This window comes from Pseudothauera nasutitermitis, from assembly GCF_004801295.1.
GTDB lineage: Bacteria > Pseudomonadota > Gammaproteobacteria > Burkholderiales > Rhodocyclaceae > Pseudothauera > Pseudothauera nasutitermitis.
Map to the genome: position 1 here is coordinate 601,540 of NZ_SSOC01000003.1, position 16,805 is coordinate 618,344.

14 protein-coding genes and 1 pseudogene are annotated in these 16,805 nt (G+C 63.9%); 8 read left to right on the forward strand and 7 right to left on the reverse strand.

Annotation, left to right across the window (positions count from 1 at the left end; genetic code table 11):
* Positions 1 to 13: 13 nt before the first annotated feature.
* Positions 14 to 970 (reverse strand): hydroxymethylbilane synthase, encoded by a 957-nt coding sequence (gene hemC, locus E6C76_RS10130; RefSeq protein WP_230976221.1) that lies wholly within the window; start codon positions 968 to 970, stop codon positions 14 to 16.
* Between the two features lie 274 nt (positions 971 to 1,244).
* On the opposite strand from hemC, the gene ppc reads away from it, so the two are divergent.
* The 4 genes and pseudogenes from ppc to E6C76_RS10150 all read left to right on the forward strand — a co-directional run.
* On the forward strand, positions 1,245 to 4,001 hold the full coding sequence (gene ppc, locus E6C76_RS10135) for a phosphoenolpyruvate carboxylase (RefSeq protein WP_136348092.1): 2,757 nt from the start codon (positions 1,245 to 1,247) through the stop codon (positions 3,999 to 4,001).
* A 73-nt stretch (positions 4,002 to 4,074) separates the two neighbouring features.
* Entirely contained in the window at positions 4,075 to 4,296 is a 222-nt protein-coding gene (locus tag E6C76_RS10140; protein ID WP_136348093.1) for an AbrB/MazE/SpoVT family DNA-binding domain-containing protein, read from the forward strand.
* A complete protein-coding gene (locus E6C76_RS10145; protein WP_136348094.1) occupies positions 4,296 to 4,697 on the forward strand; it encodes a PIN domain-containing protein in 402 nt (133 codons plus the stop codon). Before E6C76_RS10140 ends, E6C76_RS10145 begins: the two co-directional genes overlap by 1 nt.
* Positions 4,698 to 4,926: 229 nt before the next feature.
* Positions 4,927 to 5,061 (forward strand): annotated as a pseudogene (locus E6C76_RS10150) (phosphoenolpyruvate carboxylase); the annotation flags it as partial.
* 56 nt (positions 5,062 to 5,117) lie between these two features.
* Here E6C76_RS10150 and E6C76_RS10155 read toward each other — a convergent pair.
* The 6 genes from E6C76_RS10155 to E6C76_RS22050 are packed head-to-tail and all read right to left on the reverse strand — an operon-like array spanning position 5,118 to position 12,520.
* Entirely contained in the window at positions 5,118 to 5,522 is a 405-nt protein-coding gene (locus tag E6C76_RS10155) for a type IV pilin protein (RefSeq protein WP_136348096.1), read from the reverse strand.
* Between the two features lie 5 nt (positions 5,523 to 5,527).
* Complete coding sequence (locus E6C76_RS10160; RefSeq protein WP_136348097.1) at positions 5,528 to 9,916, reverse strand: pilus assembly protein; 4,389 nt, start codon at positions 9,914 to 9,916, stop codon at positions 5,528 to 5,530.
* 47 nt (positions 9,917 to 9,963) lie between these two features.
* Complete coding sequence (locus E6C76_RS10165) at positions 9,964 to 10,446, reverse strand: pilus assembly PilX family protein (RefSeq protein ID WP_136348098.1); 483 nt, start codon at positions 10,444 to 10,446, stop codon at positions 9,964 to 9,966.
* A gap of 10 nt (positions 10,447 to 10,456) precedes the next feature.
* Entirely contained in the window at positions 10,457 to 11,506 is a 1,050-nt protein-coding gene (locus E6C76_RS10170; RefSeq protein ID WP_136348099.1) for a PilW family protein, read from the reverse strand.
* A 5-nt stretch (positions 11,507 to 11,511) separates the two neighbouring features.
* Positions 11,512 to 11,973, reverse strand: a complete 462-nt coding sequence (gene pilV / locus E6C76_RS10175; RefSeq protein ID WP_136348100.1) for a type IV pilus modification protein PilV — start codon at positions 11,971 to 11,973, stop codon at positions 11,512 to 11,514.
* Positions 11,963 to 12,520: a GspH/FimT family pseudopilin gene (locus E6C76_RS22050; RefSeq protein ID WP_168734306.1), complete on the reverse strand. Its 558-nt coding sequence runs from the start codon at positions 12,518 to 12,520 to the stop codon at positions 11,963 to 11,965. Before E6C76_RS22050 ends, pilV begins: the two co-directional genes overlap by 11 nt.
* On the opposite strand from E6C76_RS22050, the gene E6C76_RS10180 reads away from it, so the two are divergent.
* The 4 genes from E6C76_RS10180 (at position 12,519) to E6C76_RS10195 (ending at position 16,746) form a co-directional block, all read left to right on the forward strand.
* Entirely contained in the window at positions 12,519 to 13,565 is a 1,047-nt protein-coding gene (locus E6C76_RS10180; RefSeq protein WP_168734307.1) for a sensor histidine kinase, read from the forward strand. The two genes, E6C76_RS22050 and E6C76_RS10180, sit on opposite strands and share 2 nt — an antisense overlap.
* 6 nt (positions 13,566 to 13,571) lie before the next feature.
* Positions 13,572 to 14,300, forward strand: a complete 729-nt coding sequence (locus E6C76_RS10185) for a LytR/AlgR family response regulator transcription factor (RefSeq protein ID WP_211090176.1) — start codon at positions 13,572 to 13,574, stop codon at positions 14,298 to 14,300.
* 108 nt (positions 14,301 to 14,408) lie between these two features.
* Entirely contained in the window at positions 14,409 to 15,827 is a 1,419-nt protein-coding gene (argH, locus tag E6C76_RS10190) for an argininosuccinate lyase (RefSeq protein ID WP_136348102.1), read from the forward strand.
* A gap of 10 nt (positions 15,828 to 15,837) precedes the next feature.
* Positions 15,838 to 16,746: a fructosamine kinase family protein gene (locus E6C76_RS10195; protein ID WP_136348103.1), complete on the forward strand. Its 909-nt coding sequence runs from the start codon at positions 15,838 to 15,840 to the stop codon at positions 16,744 to 16,746.
* Positions 16,747 to 16,805 lie beyond the last annotated feature (59 nt).

A 16,805-nucleotide genomic window follows, 5' to 3' on the forward strand; every position in this document is an offset into this window, starting at 1 on the left:
GCTCGGCAAACGCTCAACCCAGCGTGGCGAGGATGTCTTCCGCGCCCTGGGCACGCAGCTCATCGGCCAGTTGCTTGCCGAGCGCTTCGGCCTGGGCCGGGTCGCCTTCGAGCTCGGCGCGCACCATGCGGCTGCCGTCCGGCAATGCGACGAAGCCACGCAGCCACAGACGGCCGGCACGGATTTCGGCGTAGGCGCCCAGGGGCACTTCGCAACTGCCGGCCAGCGCGCGCGCCACGGTGCGCTCGGCGCGCACGCAGGCGGAGGTGTCCGGATCGTTGAGCGGGGCCAGCCAGGCGGCGACCTCGGGGCGGCTGGCCAGGCATTCGATGCCCAACGCGCCCTGCCCGGCGGCCGGCAGCGAGACTTCCGACGGCAGCACCGCGCGGATGCGCTCGCCCAGACCCAGGCGCTTGAGGCCGGCGGCGGCGAGGATGATCGCATCGTACTGGCCCTCGTCGAGCTTGCGCAGGCGGGTATCCAGGTTGCCGCGCAGACTGGTGACGGCAAGATAGGGGTAGTTCATGTGCAGTTGCGATTCGCGGCGCAGCGAAGAGGTGCCGACCACCGCGCCCGGCGGCATGTCCTCCAGGCTGGCGTAGCGGCTGGAGACGAAGGCGTCCAGCGGCACTTCGCGCGCGGAGATGCACGGCAGGGCAAAGGGCTCGCCCAGCTCCATCGGCACGTCCTTCATCGAATGCACGGCGATGTCGGCACGGCCGTCGAGCAGCGCGGTTTCCAGTTCCTTGACGAACAGGCCCTTGCCGCCCACCTTGGCGAGCGGGCGGTCGAGAATCTGGTCGCCGCGCGTGGTCATGCCCAGCAGTTCGACCTGGCAGGCCGGATACAATGCCTCCAGCCGGGCCTTGACGTGCTCGGCCTGCCACAAGGCCAGACGGCTTTCTCGGGTGGCGATGACGATGCGCTCGGGCGCGCGGACGGTGGCACTGCCGGGTTCGATTTGGGTCACAGTCGGAAAACTCTTGCAAGGAAAACGGAATACATGCCGGGGGCAGTTCTTTGCCGCAGCGCAGCATCAGGGTTGACTCGCATGGCGCGCAGACTGGGCGCGATTCTAGCATGCGTGCCGCTCGCCCTTTCCGCCGCGCCCGGTGTGCTCAGGGCAGCCGGATGAACATGCCGGGCCGCCTCGCAGCGACTGCGTGCCGCGCGCGATCGCACCGACCCGTGAGAAGATGGCGGAGCCCATCCCCGATCAACCCACAATCCAGAAAGCGACCGACATGGCCGACACCCCGACCACTCCCGACAAGGACGCGCCGCTGCGCGAGGACATCCGCCTGCTTGGCCGCCTGCTGGGCGACACCGTGCGCGACCAGCAAGGCGAAGCCACTTTCGCGCTGATCGAACGGATCCGCCAGACCTCGGTGCGCTTCCGCCGCGACGAAGACCTCGACGCGCGCCGCGAGCTGGAAGATACGCTCGATGCCCTCGCGCGCGAACAGACCATCCAGGTGGTGCGCGCATTCAGCTATTTCTCGCATCTGGCCAACATCGCCGAGGACCAGCACCACATCCGCCGCACCCGCGCCCACCTGCTCGCCGGCTCCACGCCGCGCGAGGGCAGCCTGGCCCACGCGCTGGACAGCGCCACCGCCACACTCGGCGAGCGCGCGCCGGAAGCGCTGGCCGAATTCTTCGCCGGCGCCTTCGTTTCCCCGGTGCTCACCGCCCACCCCACCGAAGTACAGCGCCGCAGCATCCTCAACTGCCAGACCATCATTGCCCGCCTGCTCGACGAGCGCGACCGCATCCAGCTCACCCCGGAAGAACGCGAGGCCAGCGAGGAAGCGCTGCGCCGCGCCGTGCTCACCCTGTGGCAGACCCGCATGCTGCGCCGGACACGCCTGTCGGTGATCGACGAAGTGAACAACGGCCTGTCCTACTTCGAAACCACCTTCCTGCGCGAAGTGCCGCGCCTCTACGCCAGCCTGGAAGACCGCCTCGGCAGCGCGGCGGCGGCGGAACTGCCGGCCTTCCTGCAGGTGGGCAGCTGGATCGGCGGCGACCGCGACGGCAACCCCTTCGTCACCGCCGAAGTGCTCGAACGCGCGCTGTCGCTGCAGGCCGCCGCCGCGCTCAGCTTCTACCTGGGGGAACTACAGGCGCTCGGCTCCCAGCTGTCGCTCGCCCTCGGCCTGGTGGACGCCTCCGATGCCCTGCTGGCACTGGCCGAACGTTCCGCCGACCCCTCACCGCACCGCAGCGACGAACCCTACCGTCGCGCCATCGCCGGCATGCATGCACGCCTGGCCGCCACCTGGAACATCCTGCTGGGCAACCCACCGCCCAGTTCCCCCATCATCAGTGCCGAGCCGTATCACGGCCCCGCCGAACTGGCGGAGGACCTGGACGTCGTCCATCGCTCGCTGCTCACCAACGGCTCCGCCGCGCTTGCCCGCGGCCGCCTGCGCCACCTGCGCCGCGCCCTGCAGGTGTTCGGCTTCCATCTGGCCCCCATCGACCTGCGCCAGAACGCCGACGTGCATGAACGCGTGGTGGCCGAACTGCTCGCCACCGCCCATCCGGGCATCGACTATCTGGCACTCGGCGAGGACGCGCGCGTCGAGCTGTTGCTCGCCGAACTGGGCACCGCCCGCCCACTGACCTCGCCCCATCTGCAGTACGGCGAGGAAACCGAGGGCGAACTGGCGATCTTCCGCGCCGCGCGCGCCGCGCACCTGCGCTTTGGCCCGGCGGTCATCCAGAACTGCATCATCTCCAAGACCGACAACGTCTCCGACCTGCTCGAACTCGCCGTACTGCTCAAGGAAGCCGGACTGCTGCGCCCGCATGAAGGCGCGCTGGACGTCAACATCGTCCCGCTGCTGGAAACCATCGACGACCTGCGCAACGGCCCGGGCATCATGGACCGCCTGTTCTCCCTGCCCGCCTACCGTGGCCTGGTCGCGGCGCGCGGCGAATTGCAGGAAGTCATGCTGGGCTACTCGGACAGCAACAAGGACGGCGGCTTCCTGACCTCCGGCTGGGAACTGTACAAGGCCGAGATCGGCCTGGCGGAAACCTTCGCCCGCCACGGCGTGCGCCTGCGCCTGTTCCACGGCCGCGGCGGCTCGGTCGGGCGCGGCGGCGGCCCCAGCTACCAGGCCATCCTCGCCCAGCCCGGCGGCGCCGTGCAGGGGCAGATCCGCCTCACCGAGCAGGGCGAAGTCATCGCCGCCAAATACGGCAACCCGGAAGTCGGCCGGCGCAACCTGGAAGTACTGGTGGCTGCCACGCTGGAAGCCACCCTGCTGACCAGCGACGCCCCGGCGCCCGATCCGGCCTTCCTCGACACCGTGCAGGAACTGTCCGATGCGGCCTTCGCCGCCTATCGCGGCCTGGTCTATGAAACCGAAGGCTTCGAGGACTACTTCTGGCAATCCACGGTGATCAGCGAAATCGCCGAACTCAACATCGGTTCGCGCCCCGCCTCGCGCAAGAAAGGCACCCGCATCGAGGATCTGCGCGCCATCCCGTGGGTGTTCTCGTGGGCGCAATGCCGCCTGATGCTGCCCGGCTGGTACGGCTTCGGCACCGCCGTGCGCAACTGGCTGGCCGCGCACCCGCAGGACGGTCTGGAACGCCTGCGCCGCATGCATCGGGAGTGGTCCTTCTTCGCCTCCCTGCTGTCGAACATGGACATGGTGCTGGCCAAGAGCGATCTGGCGATCGCCTCGCGCTACGCCGAACTGGTGCGCGACGTCGCCCTGCGCGACACCATCTTCGAACGCATCCGCGCAGAGCACCAGGCCACCGTGGAAGCCCTGCTGGCAATCAGCGGGCAACAGGAACTGCTGGACGGCAACCCGCTGCTGAAACGCTCGATCCGCAACCGCTTCCCCTACCTCGACCCGCTCAACCACGTGCAGGTGGAACTGCTGCGTCGCCATCGCGAAGCGCACGACGACGAACGCATCCGCCTGGGACTGCTCATCTCGATCAACGGGATTGCGGCGGGGTTGCGGAACAGCGGGTGAAACGGCGGGCAAAACGCATTGCCCGCCCTGTCTCCGCGCATTACAATCCACGAAAATGAAAGGAGGCGAGGCCATGGCAGAATCCACCATCACCGCAAAGGGACAAACCACGGTCCCTGCCCGCATCCGGGCGCTCATCGACGCCGCACCCGGCACCCGGCTGGTGTGGCACGTCATGCCCGACGGAGGGCTTATCGTACGCGCCAAGACCAAGTCGATCCTGGACCTTGCCGGAACGCTGCAAGCGCCTGCAGGCAGGCACGTTGCCATCGAAGACATGAATGCCTGGCGCTGATGGCGGCGCTTGACACCAACGTTCTGGTCCGCCTGCTCGTCGAAGACGACGTAGCGCAGCTTGCAGCCGCCAAAAAGCTGATCAGCCAATGCATGAACGCCGGCGAAACGCTCCATGTCCCGGTAACCGTCATGCTTGAGCTTGAATGGGTGCTGCGCTCCAGCTTCGGTTTTGCCAAAGCCACCGTGGTGCACACCCTCGCGCAGTTGCTGTCGTCCGCGGAACTGACCTTCGAATCAGAAGGGGCCGTGGAACTGGCCCTGGCCCACTACAGCCAGGGCACCGCCGACTATTCCGACTGCCTGCACGTCGCACTGGCCGGCCAGGCAGGGGAACAACCCTTATGGACCTTCGACAAAGCAGCAGCAAAAGTAGACGGGGCGCGGCTGTTGCCCGCATAGACGAAGAAAAGAATCCGGAACCGGGCAACTCGCCGGATCGATCCGCCAAATCGCAGCACCAGTTCGGCCAGTCGCCGACCTGCCAGATGCAGCGCTTTTCTCCGCTTTCCATGCGGAGATTGAGCGACCGATTCGCCGCAAGGGCCAATCATTCTCCGCGTGACGTGCGGTGGATCATTTGGTGGCGCGACACACTACAGCCTTGAGCAGCTACACCGAAGGGGGCAGCCTCGACCCGCTCAGCCACGTTCAGGTGGAACTGCTGCGCCGCCACTGCGAAGCGCACGACGACGAACGCATCCGCCTGGGACTGCTCATCTCGATCAACAACGGGATTGCGGCGGGGTCGCGGAACAGCGGCTGAGGCGTAAAGAAGATCGGGGCGAACTCACTTGTTCGCCCCGATGAATGTTTACCTGCTTACCAGCACTCGGCTACCGATCCTGTACCGCCCTCGGTTCGGGTGCCCGTATGGTTCAGGCCGAGCGTGCCACACAGAGTGTCACGCTGCTGTGCTCCCTGCGGCACGGCATTAATGAGATAAGTCGTGGCAGTCGGCTGATTTGCGGCGAACTGAAACGTATAGAAATTGCCAAGGTCCCCTCTGCAAGAGGTGTTTGGCAAGGCGGCCCCGGCGTAGCTCATGTTGGTCGTGTAGTAACGCTCCATGAACTGGGACAGCTCCAGCAAGCACCCTGTTGCCAATGCCCGTCGTGTTTTCAGAACGTGTTGCTGATAGCTGGGGTAGGCGATCGAGGCCAGAATACCGACGATGACCACCACGATCATCACTTCGATCAACGTAAAACCACGCGAACGCGTCATCTCGGTTACCTCACGGTTTCACGCCAGAATACGCGGCCCGTATCGGGGAGCGTGATCTGCGCCTTGCACGCGGCAAGATCAGGATATTCGTTGCAATCCGGCACTTCTGGTTCGGGGCAATCCTCTCCCTCGCAGGGCGGTTCGCAGTCCTCGCCTTCACAAGGAGGGGTCTCGCCGCCTCCGCTGTCACCGCCAGTACCACCAGAACCACCCACCACGATGCGCCCGCCTACCATGATCGGCGTACTCGGTATGCCAATACCAAAATCAACTGAACTGAAATCACCGCCAAGATCGAATGGCGGATACACCAGGCGCCCGCCCGTGAATGGGTTGATGGCGTTCAGATACCCGCTTCCCCCCGCCACGCAGGGATCTGCGCTGGGTACAAGACTGCTGGCGAGCAAGGTGGCTTCCTGCAGGAAGTACAGCACCGAACGGCTCGTAATCCGTTCTCCACTGGTTACATCGAAATCGAGGAACCAGCCTTTTCGGTTCACCATGTCTCCAGCGGTTGCGCTCGCCAGCAGCCGTGCCGCCTTGCCGTCGACGGTGAGCGAACTATCCGCCCAGGTCCGCTCGACAAGGATGTTGTTTTCCGTGCGGTGATTGCCGATACGATTCGTGCCGTCGTCGATCAGGCCGTACCAGGATTGCACCTGCGTGCTGACCGGGTCGGAGGCATAGATATAGCGACCGGTGCCGAACAAAACGAAGCGTTTGCCATAGTGTGTGCTGCCTGGCACGGTATTGAGCGCCGTGGTGAGCTGGGCACTGATCGGCTGTGCAGCCCCATCCGGATCCCGGGCAGTAAAAAGCGGAAGAGGGCTGCCACCACTGTTCCGATAATGCGAACGCCATGAATCGACACTGCCGCTCAGGTCGAAACGCCACACATTGCCGAGTTCATCGCCGGCATACACGGTATCAATCCGGCCATTGAGATTACGGTCGACAAGCGTGGGAGCGGACAGGCCGTTGCTGCCATTGACCCCGGTGTCGAGCTTTTTCAGGAGCGCGCCGCTCGACAGATCGAAGACATACAATACCGCACCGGCATTGGGGCTGTTGTTGCCGTTCCCCACGATCACGACGGCGTTGCCGTTCTCCAGTTGCGCGATCTGCGGAACCCCCAGGACGAAACCCAGGTCGTTATCCGCCGCGCCGCTGTATTCCCACAGCACGTCATCCTCGTCAAAATCATCTGGATCCGTCACATCCAGCGCGAACAACCCACGCGCACCACGCCCGGTAGAGCCGACCAGGATGTTCCTGTCGCCGCTCCATGTGCGCTTTGGAGAAACGGCAATCTCCCCATCCACGAACCAGGTGTGTACATACTCGGGATCGGCAAGTCGCGGAAGCTTCGAAAAAATGTGGCTGGGAATGTATGCAAAGTGCTCAACCCCGGTTTCAGCATCGAACGCATGCAGCATGCCGTCATTCGCGCCGATGTATACCGTGTTGGAATCGGCGACATAGTACGGCGACGAATGCACCATATCCCCCAGTGGCCGACCGCTGCCGGCCAATAGCGGCAGGCGGCTGCGCAGGGCGCCGCCATTACGGATCTCCTGGCTGGTGTCTCCGCGCAAATAGTTCAGCACACTCTCGCTACCGAGGACGTTCTGCTGCGCGGTCGACAATCCGCTCCAGAGAAACTGGACGGCGCCATCGCCCGCGCTATTGCGTGTATAGATCGTGCGTGAGTTGGCGGCGGGAAGCTGCTCGGAGGCGTGCCAAAGCGGCGTTTCCACAACGCCGCTCGCATCCACCGTGTAAGCGGTCAACTCGCCGTTCCAGCTGTCGCTGAAACGAGCTCGGAAAATCCGGCTGTCACTACGCAGTTCCTGGCCATTCGCGGCGATATTGCTGATGCTGGTGGTGCGGGAAATGATGCTTTCGAAACTCGCCCGGAGCGCATCGTAAAGACCCAGTGGGTTCTGGACGAGGAAATAGGTATCCGGCACGCCATCTCCATCGGAATCCCATTCGACCAGTTGGTCGGGCCGGCTGTTGTTGTTGCGGTCGACGAATCCGCCCCATTTCGCGGCATACCACAAGGGGTCCTTGAGCAAACTGGCGGAAGAAGAGCCGGGCCCGAAGAAACGTTCGCTGTATGCTCTATCCCCCACGCAAACATCGTAACTTCCGTGCCCTGATTGTTTCCGGACGCAGGGCAGGCGGCTGCAAGCCGCCGGAGGGCTGGTAACGTCGCAGGCACCGGGGTCCATGTCCGGCGGTACGTTCAGGTAGTAATACTGGTCGTTGTGTTCATCCTGCACGACTAGATAGACCCCATCCTTGGTCGTACCGGAGATCACGTAACCCATGCTGTGCTTGATGCCGCCCTCCTCGTACTCGGGCGTCAGCCTGACACGCAAGCGGCCATCCGCCTCCACGGCAATCTCATAAACCACGATTGCATCCATGTCGTGGTCCGCACCCTGTTCGACGTCCTCGAAGTTGACGCGGAAGCGGGCGTAGTACCGGCCATCATTCACCGATGCATCGGCATCCTCAGCGGAGGAATTGGCAATCGTATCAACGTAGAAGTCGACGATCTGGTTGGTCGGCTGGAAGTTCCCCTTGGCGTTCGAAATGGAACTCCCGCCAACCGATTTCGCAAAAGGCACCAACGTAATGGTCGTGCCTCCCAGGGGCACTTCGATCTTCGGCAGCGGAGAACTGAGCACGACCGCATAGGTATCCACCGTCTGCCTGCCGCTGAGATCCGGGCGCAAATCGGTGGATTTGCCAAAATAGGCAACGGCGGCGGAATAATAGCTGCCCTGCTTTGTCGGCTCCTCCGGTGCGAGTCCTCGAATCGTTCCAAGCGAGGTGACATCCTTCGCGGTCGGTGCGCCGTCATAAACATCCTCGGATTGGCCGATATAACGCAGGCCCGCGATGTCGCCCTCGTAACCCGTGATGGTCGCGGCGATCTGCGAAACACTCAAGCCGCTAAGATCGCCGGAGAAACTACCAAACGCGGACCCCGGCAATTGATCCGAATCGAAGGACGGATTGATCCCGGAAACCACCAGCATGTTCGGCCGCGCGCACCAATGCGCACTGGCCGCACTGCCCGTCTCATAAGGGTCATCCCAGGTGGCGACGGGCAAACCGATGTGCTGATCGTGGCTGCCCGATGTCGCATATGCCGAGGTGGCGGATTTCTTGCCGGCGAAATACCTGAGGGTCTCGTACATCATCTCACCGATCGGATTACCCCAGTCGACGAACTCACCCTCCTGCATCGCCCGGGTCGTGACCCACCCGCCTCGGTAGGAGTTATCGGTACGGCCGTTATTGAAATCCCTGATGCGCAGACTGTTCAAAGTTTTGACAATCGTTGCATTATCCGTAAACACCCCCGTGCTCTGATTCACTTCAGAACGGAATGAGGACACCACCTTGCGCAGCACGCCCCCGGACATATTCTTGTTATAGCTGCCGGTCAACAGGCCAAAGTACATCGCCTCGTTCTCGCCATACTCGTGCAGCAGCCCGGTCGGCTTGTAATTCCCGTTGGGATAGCGTTTGCATCCAGCATTGAAGCTTGCGGTACACACCTCTACGCGTACGGTATAGTCTGCCCGCGTACCATTATGGTTGCTTGAAGCAGCAAGAACGGGACGCTCGGACGAGGCCCACTGCCACACGCGTGTATTTTGGCTGTTGGTGATAACCCGCAGCAGTGGCGCACGGTCACTACAATCGCTTAGCGTGCTGCAATCGACACCATCGGTTGCAGTCAAACTGCCAAAGAAATGCCTGCGCGTACCACTACCGCTCGGCTGGGAAAGCGGCGTGTAGTCACTGATCAGATAACCGTCCACCGCGAGACTGGTGTATTCCTTGGCCCAGGAATGGGCATCCTGCGGGATGTAAGCGCGGCGCAGCACGGTCTGGGTCGACGTATCGACCTCGCGCATACCCCCGTAGAAAACCTTGCGCAACGCATCGATCCGGCTTGTGGTGACATAGTTCAGCCAGTTCCCGGACCATTTCCCCGGACATTTCCCAAGCTCTCCAGCGGCGGAATCAGGACTGAACAAGTCGGTCGTGGCACGTCCACCGGAATGGGTGTAGCACAGATCGGAATCAAACAGGCCGTAGTACGTGATATTCGGTTTGAAGCGGACATCCAGAATGCCATCCCCATCGAGATCGCTCGCGTCGTTATACGCCTCATAGAACAGCGTATGGTCCCGTCCAACCGTGAGCATGGTCATCGGCACGGAAACCTGCGAGGTAATCAGCGGCGTCTCCGGAATTACCTGTGCATTCACGGAGGTCTGTGCCGCGCACAAGGCCGACGTGGCAGCGCAAAGCACCGCGATCCGCTTGAACGGACTGAGTATTTGGCGAGAAACAGGATGTGTTGCCATGATGGCTCTCGGCGAGAATACGGGGGGTTGGCCCGGATAGTTTGTTTTCAGGGTCTGGTGACGTAAATCGTCTGCAACTCGACACTGGCCCGGTCATTATCGGAACTGCGCGCGGTAATGCGGTAACGCTTGCAGTTTGCTTCTTCGGTGTTTCCCTGCCGTATGTCGCCCGAGCAAGGGAAATACCCATCGTGCTCATCATCCTCGGAATCCAGCCACTCGACCCGGTACGTCAGATTCGCAGGCGGCGTGGCATTCCCAGCATTGCCCGCCGCCAAAAGCAGAGCCCCCACATCGACGGCCTGCCAGTTAACGTCGTCATAGACATCATTTCTGGCGTCAGCCTCTCCAAGCCGCAGCGCGGCCTCCGCCGCCTGGAATGCCAGGGCCCGGTCAAAGGTATTCGCGGTCATGCGCTCCTCCATTGTCACGGTACGCACGCTGGAGAGGCCGAGCAGGGTCAATACGACGAGAATGATCAGTGCGACGATGAGCGCGATGCCACGCTGTGCGGAAGAAGATAGGCGCATGCAGTTCCTTCTAGTCATTGACCCACTCCCTGTGGCGCAGGCTGACGACCTGGGTCAGCGTACGCTGCAGATTGTTCCCGTCCGCACCCACCGCATCCAGTGATTCGAGCGTGAGATCGACACGCACGGCGGTGACCAATCTACCTTCGGGGCCATTGGCCCAGACTTCCGTACCGTTCGCGGTCGCGTGCAGTTGAGCGATATCGCGGTAGGTTTCGGCAGCAACGTTCCCCGAGCGCGTCAGGTACGTGATCTGCATATTCACCACCCCTTCCGCTATCTCCTGCATCCCGCCTTGAACGGTGGTTCCTGCAGTTGCATCGTTCGTGCTGATGATGCGGTACAGGGAGCGCCCACCACGGCCGTTGTCACGAACCAGCCATACGGAAGTCGAAAGTTTTCCGATCAGCCCGTCATCGTCGAGTCCATCCGAAAACGCGCCATCAAATACCGAGGACAGATCGACACCATTGGCATATCCCATTTGGTTTCCATTGACGTTCGCCACTTCGAAGAGCATGGAGCGTTTGTGATCGCAAGCCATCAGTACATCACCGACTGCGAAACCATGCGCAGCACCCAGGTCGAAGATCCGCCCGGCAACATCCTGGCTCGCATAGCCGAGGGTTTCGTGCAGCGATGCGGTGCGCAGCATGAGCGCATCGCTGCCATTGACCTGCTGGGCAGCCGCGACTCCCGCCGGCAGGGGGTAATCCGGATCGCCGAGTCGATAGCCCACCAGGCCACCTTCGGTAATCCCATGTTCGCCCGGCCACCTCATCCAGACCGATTGCGGGTTGCCCGTAACGATTTGATTTGTGAAGTAACCGCTTCGACCGCAGGGCATGCCCCCGGCCTCGCGGATATCCCGCGCCATCAACTCGAAGGCAATCCGCACGCTGTCCTGCATGCGGGCGAGGTTTTCAGTCAGTCTGTAGGTTTGACGCTGGGCGACATAGACGCTGCTGACCCCGAGCACCAGCAGCAAGCCAAGCGCCAACGCGACCATGAGCTCCACCAGGGTGAAACCATTGCGGGGAGAGCGGACAAGATGGGCCATGAGCTTTACAGTCGGCTGGTAAATGAAAAGGTCTGCGCATTACCACCCGCCATGGCGCGTTCATCGTTCCATTGGATGTAGATGGTGCAGACATTGTTGGCCACGCAGGCAATCCGGGCGCATGTGGAGTCGACATTGCCCAGTTGATCCTTGAGTGACTGGAACCATATATTTAGATCCCTGGAGCGGCGGTCGCCCCCGGCACCGGGTACCGCGCAGGTCATGTTATTGCCGGTGTCGTAGCTTGCCGCCCGATTGGCTCGCATGGCATCGAGCATCAGATAACTCAGCATGACGGCCTGCGTGCGCTGGTAGCTGCTCTGATTGTTCTTGGTCGCGTTGATCTGCAACGCCGCCATGCCCAGCAGGCCCACGGACAGCACGACGACCGCTATCAGCACCTCCAGCAGACTGAAACCACCTTCGCCCTGTCCAGCATTGCGGGCCCGCGAGAACCTATTCGACACGAATACCTCCAGCGGTAATGACGATGGTTCTGGTTATTCCATCTTGAGTGAGTTCAAGCTCCCCATCGTTATTCAAGGCAGACAGCCCTCCTGCACGAAAACTCAGGCAATCATGGTCCGCCAGATCAGCGCCATCCAGACCGTCGGTATCAGTATCGATGCCGTTGCGCACCTCCCCTTCCCGGAAGTTGTTCATGGGCACCGCAGTGTCCCCGACCACCCATGCGCCTGAATCTGCGATGCAGAAGCGTGTTGTTGCATTGCGCCGAATGGCTTCGCTCCTGGCAAAATGCAGCGCCGCCACCAGTTCGTTGGTGGACGCACTGAGCCGGTTGCGTGCCACCATGCCCTGGAAGGACGGGACGGCAATTGCTGCAAGAATGGCCAGCACGACGAGCGTCACCATAAGCTCGATGAGCGTGAAACCTCGAATACCGGTTTGCGCCGGGCAACAAAAAAGTATGGGTTTGGCTGACATCGCGGTTCGTTCTACCATGGCATTCGGATGGAACTTAACGCACAGGGCAAAGCCAGAACAGGCGAACATGGACGGGCGGTCGTTTTTCTCCGACAGACGGCAGGCGGTGATCTGGCAGCGTGGCTGTCGGGTGGAGGGGCTGCTGCTATGCATCGCCCTGGGCATCGGTGTTGCCGCCCTGCTGGCGGTGGCGCCTGGGGCGCCGGGCAACCGCTTGGAACGCTTCGGTCTGTTCGGCTTTTTTGCGTTGTGGGTGGTATTACCCTGGTACCTCGTTTCCTGTGCTTTGCTGCGCACCTGGCGCGTACACCCGGCACTGAAAGCGGGCACGGCTCTGCTCATACTGTTTGCTTGGTCCCTGTCCGTGGGGGCAGCCACCTTCGCACTGATTGAACCGCTGGGACTCATCGATACGACTTTCCAGCAATTTCTCGGCGATGTCGCCATACTCGGCGTCATCCTGGTGGCAATCCTGTTTCTGGTCGGCTGGCAGGCCGCGTGGCTGTGGCACTGGCGCTTGCGCTCTTCCGCAGCCGAGGCACAGGCACTGGGCGCACGCCTGCAGCCACACTTTCTGTTCAACAGCCTCAACGGCATCAGCGAACTGGTCGCTACCGACGCGGCCCGCGCGGAAAGCATGATCGAGGCCCTCTCCCGCATGCTGCGCGCCCATCTTGATAGCGGTTCGATCGTGCTGCTATCACAGGAACTTGCCTTGGTGCGTGACTATCTGGCGCTGGAGTCGATGCGCCTCGGTGACCGCCTGCAAGTCGCCTGGAAAGTCGCCGGCGGTCTACCCGATCCAGCCGTGCCCTCATTCTGCGTACAGACGTTGGTCGAGAATGCGGTACGCCATGGCGTCGCACACATGCCCAATGGAGGAGAGCTCCGCATCGAGTTGAGCACGGACTCCCGGCAACTGCATGTCGAGATTGACAACGATCTGCCCGAACACGGCGCTGACCGAGTTGCCCAGGGCGCCGTCGGAATTGGCCTGCCGAGCGCGCGAGCGCGTCTGGCCGAATTCTTCGGCACCACGGCGACGCTCGAAACCCGCCAGGCTGACGGGCGGTTCCTGGCGCGGCTCAGCCTGCCCTTGGCCAAGGACAAGTAGCCCGAGATGCTGGAAATACTCATCGTCGACGACGAACCCCTCGCCCGCGCCCGTCTGCGCCGCTTGCTCGCCACCTATCCCGATGCCCGGCTGGCCGGCGAAGCCGACAGCGCCGCGGGGCTGCGCGAGCAGATCGCGCGCCATGCCCCCGACCTGGTCATCCTGGACATCGAAATGCCCGGCGAGGATGGCTTGTCCGCCGCGCACTGGCTGGCCGGCCGGGCCGATCCGCCGGCGGTCATCTTCGTCACCGCGCATCCGAACTTCGCACTGGAAGCCTTCTCCACCCATGCCGACGGCTACCTGCTGAAGCCGGTTTCCACCGAACAGCTGCACGCCGCGATCGATGCCGCCCGTCGCCCGACGCGCGCGGCACGCGCCGGCACGCCGGCCTCCGCGCCCGACGATCCGCTGGTGGCGGTCGCCGCGGGGCGGCGCACCCGGCTGCTGCACCCCGGGGAAATCATCGCCCTGCGTGCCGAGGACAAGGGCGTTACGGTATTCACCCGGAACGGCCCGTACTTCGTCGATGGCAGCCTGAAGGAGCTTGAAGTCCGTCTGGACGCGGCCGGCTTTCTGCGCGTGCATCGCGCCTGGCTGGTGGCCCGTGCGTCGATCCGCGCGCTGGAGCGCGACGCCATCGGCCGGCACTGGCTGGAAGTAAACGGCCTGCCGGAACCCGTACCCGTCAGCCGCCGCCAGCTTCCCGGCCTGCAGGAACGCCTGCGCCACTGAGCCCGCCCTCCCGTCCAGGGTTTATACTGCGCAGCGCCCGCGCCCGGCATGCCGCCGGCTGCGCCCCCGGCCCGCTTTCCGGCCGCAACACCGTACGCTTTCATCACCATGACCGATCATTCCTCCTCCCAGCCGGCCAAGGCCTGGTCCGGCCGTTTTTCCGAACCCGTCTCCGACCTCGTCAAGCGCTACACCGCCTCGGTGTTCTTCGACCAGCGCATGGCGCGCCAGGACATCCGCGGCTCGCTTGCACACGCCAAAATGCTCGCCCGCCAGGGCATCATCGGTGCGCAGGATCTGGCCGACATCGAGCGCGGCATGGAGAGAATCGCCGGCGAGGTCGAGCGCGGCGAGTTCGTCTGGAGCCTGGACGACGAAGACGTCCACCTCAACATCGAAAAGCGCCTGACCGCGCTGGTCGGCGATGCCGGCAAACGCCTGCACACCGGGCGCAGCCGCAACGACCAGGTGGCCACCGACATCCGCCTGTGGCTGCGCGACGCCATCGATGAAATCCTGGTGCTGATCGGCGAATTCCAGCGCAATCTGCTCGACGTGGCCGAAGCCCACGCGGCCACGCCCATGCCCGGCTTCACCCATCTGCAGGTCGCCCAGCCGGTGACCTTCGGCCACCACCTGATGGCCTACTACGAGATGAGCCGGCGCGATGCCGAGCGCTTCGCCGACTGCCGCCGCCGGGTCAACCGCCTGCCGCTGGGCAGCGCCGCGCTGGCCGGCACCAGCTACCCCATCGACCGCGAATTCGTCGCCGCCGAACTGGGTTTCGACGAGGTCTGCCAGAATTCGCTGGACGCGGTGAGCGACCGCGACTTCGCCATCGAGTTCTGCGCCGCCTCGGCGCTGCTGATGACCCATTTGTCGCGCCTGTCCGAAGAGCTGATCCTGTGGATGAGCCCGCGCGTGGGCTTCATCGACCTGGCCGACCGTTTCTGCACCGGCTCTTCCATCATGCCGCAGAAGAAGAACCCCGACGTGCCCGAACTGGTGCGCGGCAAGACCGGCCGCGTCAACGGCAGCCTGATCGCGCTGCTGACGCTGATGAAGGGCCAGCCGCTGGCCTACAACAAGGACAACCAGGAAGACAAGGAACCGCTGTTCGACACCGCCGACACGGTGATCGACACCCTGCGCATCTACGCCGACATGATCGGCGGCATCCGCGTCAAGGCCGATGCCATGCGCGCCGCGCTCACCCAGGGCTACGCCACCGCCACCGATCTGGCCGACTATCTGGTCAAGAAAGGCCTGACCTTCCGCGATGCGCACGAAGCCGTAGCGCTCGCCGTGCGCGCGGCCGACGGCCACGGGCGCGACCTGCCGCAGTTCAGCCTGATTGAGCTGCGCGCGGCCATGGCCGAGGTGCCCGGTGCTGCCGAACGCCTGGGCGAAGACGTATTCGCCGTGCTCACCGTCGACGGCTCGCTGGCCTCGCGCAAGCACGTCGGCGGTACCGCGCCGGACCAGGTACGCGCCGCCGTGGCACGCGCCCGCGCCCGGCTCGGCTGAAACATCCGCCATGCTCGCCCACCCCGCCCGCGGCCCCATCGAAACGGCGTTGCGCGCGGCCTGTGGCGAGGACGTGCGCATCACCGGCCTGGAGCCGGTGGGCGGCGGATGCAGCCATGAAGCCCTGTCCATCCACAGCACGCGCGGGCGCTTCTTCGTCAAGATCGACGCCCGCGAGCGCGGCCCGGTCTTCGCGGCCGAGGCCGACGGGCTGGCCGCCATTGCCGCCACCCGCACCTTCCGCACCCCGGCGGTGGTCGCCTGTACCGAAGATGAACAGCATGCCTTCCTGATCCTCGAACACCTCGACCTGCATCCGGTGCAGGACGCCGCCCATGCCACGCGCTACGGCGAAACCCTGGCCGCACTGCACGGCCACCAAGGCGAGCAGTTCGGCTGGCCCGCCGACAACTTCCTCGGCGCCAGCCCGCAGGCCAATACGCCCACCGACAACTGGGCGCGCTTCGTCGTCGAACAGCGTTTGCGCCCGCAGTTCGCCCGCGCGCGCGCCAACGGCTTCATCGGCGACCTGCAGAAACAGGGGGCGCGCCTGTACGAACGCGTGCCCGCGCTGTTCCTCGACTACCGCCCGCGCCCCAGCCTGCTGCACGGCGACCTGTGGCACGGCAACGCCGCGGTGCTCGCCGACGGCACGCCGGTGGCGTTCGACCCGGCAGTCCATCACGGCGACCGCGAGGCCGATCTGGCCATGTGCGAACTGTTCGGCGGCTTCCCCGGCGCCTTCTACGCGGCCTACCGCAGTGCCGCGCCGCTCAACGAGGGGTTCGAGCAGCGCAAGCAGCTCTACAGCCTGTACCACATCCTCAACCACCTGAACCTGTTCGGCCGCGGCTACCTCGGCGAGGCGCTGCGCCTGGCCACGCGCCTCAACGACACCCTGGGCGCCCGGCGCGGCTGAGGTTCCACCGGCGATCGCGCCCCACCAGTGTCGGCATTCTTGACACCCGCGTCTGGAAG

What these genes read in the sequence shown, in the direction of transcription:
- ppc (WP_136348092.1), top strand. Translation starts at nt 1,245, where the DNA reads ATGGCCGACACCCCGACCACTCCCGACAAGGACGCGCCGCTGCGCGAG.
- E6C76_RS10170 (WP_136348099.1), bottom strand. Translation starts at nt 11,506, where the DNA reads ATGGCCCATCTTGTCCGCTCTCCCCGCAATGGTTTCACCCTGGTGGAG.
- E6C76_RS10155 (WP_136348096.1), bottom strand. Translation starts at nt 5,522, where the DNA reads ATGACGCGTTCGCGTGGTTTTACGTTGATCGAAGTGATGATCGTGGTG.
- E6C76_RS10140 (WP_136348093.1), top strand. Translation starts at nt 4,075, where the DNA reads ATGGCAGAATCCACCATCACCGCAAAGGGACAAACCACGGTCCCTGCC.
- E6C76_RS22050 (WP_168734306.1), bottom strand. Translation starts at nt 12,520, where the DNA reads ATGTTCGCCTGTTCTGGCTTTGCCCTGTGCGTTAAGTTCCATCCGAAT.
- E6C76_RS10160 (WP_136348097.1), bottom strand. Translation starts at nt 9,916, where the DNA reads ATGGCAACACATCCTGTTTCTCGCCAAATACTCAGTCCGTTCAAGCGG.
- E6C76_RS10165 (WP_136348098.1), bottom strand. Translation starts at nt 10,446, where the DNA reads ATGCGCCTATCTTCTTCCGCACAGCGTGGCATCGCGCTCATCGTCGCA.
- argH (WP_136348102.1), top strand. Translation starts at nt 14,409, where the DNA reads ATGACCGATCATTCCTCCTCCCAGCCGGCCAAGGCCTGGTCCGGCCGT.
- E6C76_RS10145 (WP_136348094.1), top strand. Translation starts at nt 4,296, where the DNA reads ATGGCGGCGCTTGACACCAACGTTCTGGTCCGCCTGCTCGTCGAAGAC.
- E6C76_RS10185 (WP_211090176.1), top strand. Translation starts at nt 13,572, where the DNA reads ATGCTGGAAATACTCATCGTCGACGACGAACCCCTCGCCCGCGCCCGT.
- E6C76_RS10195 (WP_136348103.1), top strand. Translation starts at nt 15,838, where the DNA reads ATGCTCGCCCACCCCGCCCGCGGCCCCATCGAAACGGCGTTGCGCGCG.
- E6C76_RS10180 (WP_168734307.1), top strand. Translation starts at nt 12,519, where the DNA reads ATGGACGGGCGGTCGTTTTTCTCCGACAGACGGCAGGCGGTGATCTGG.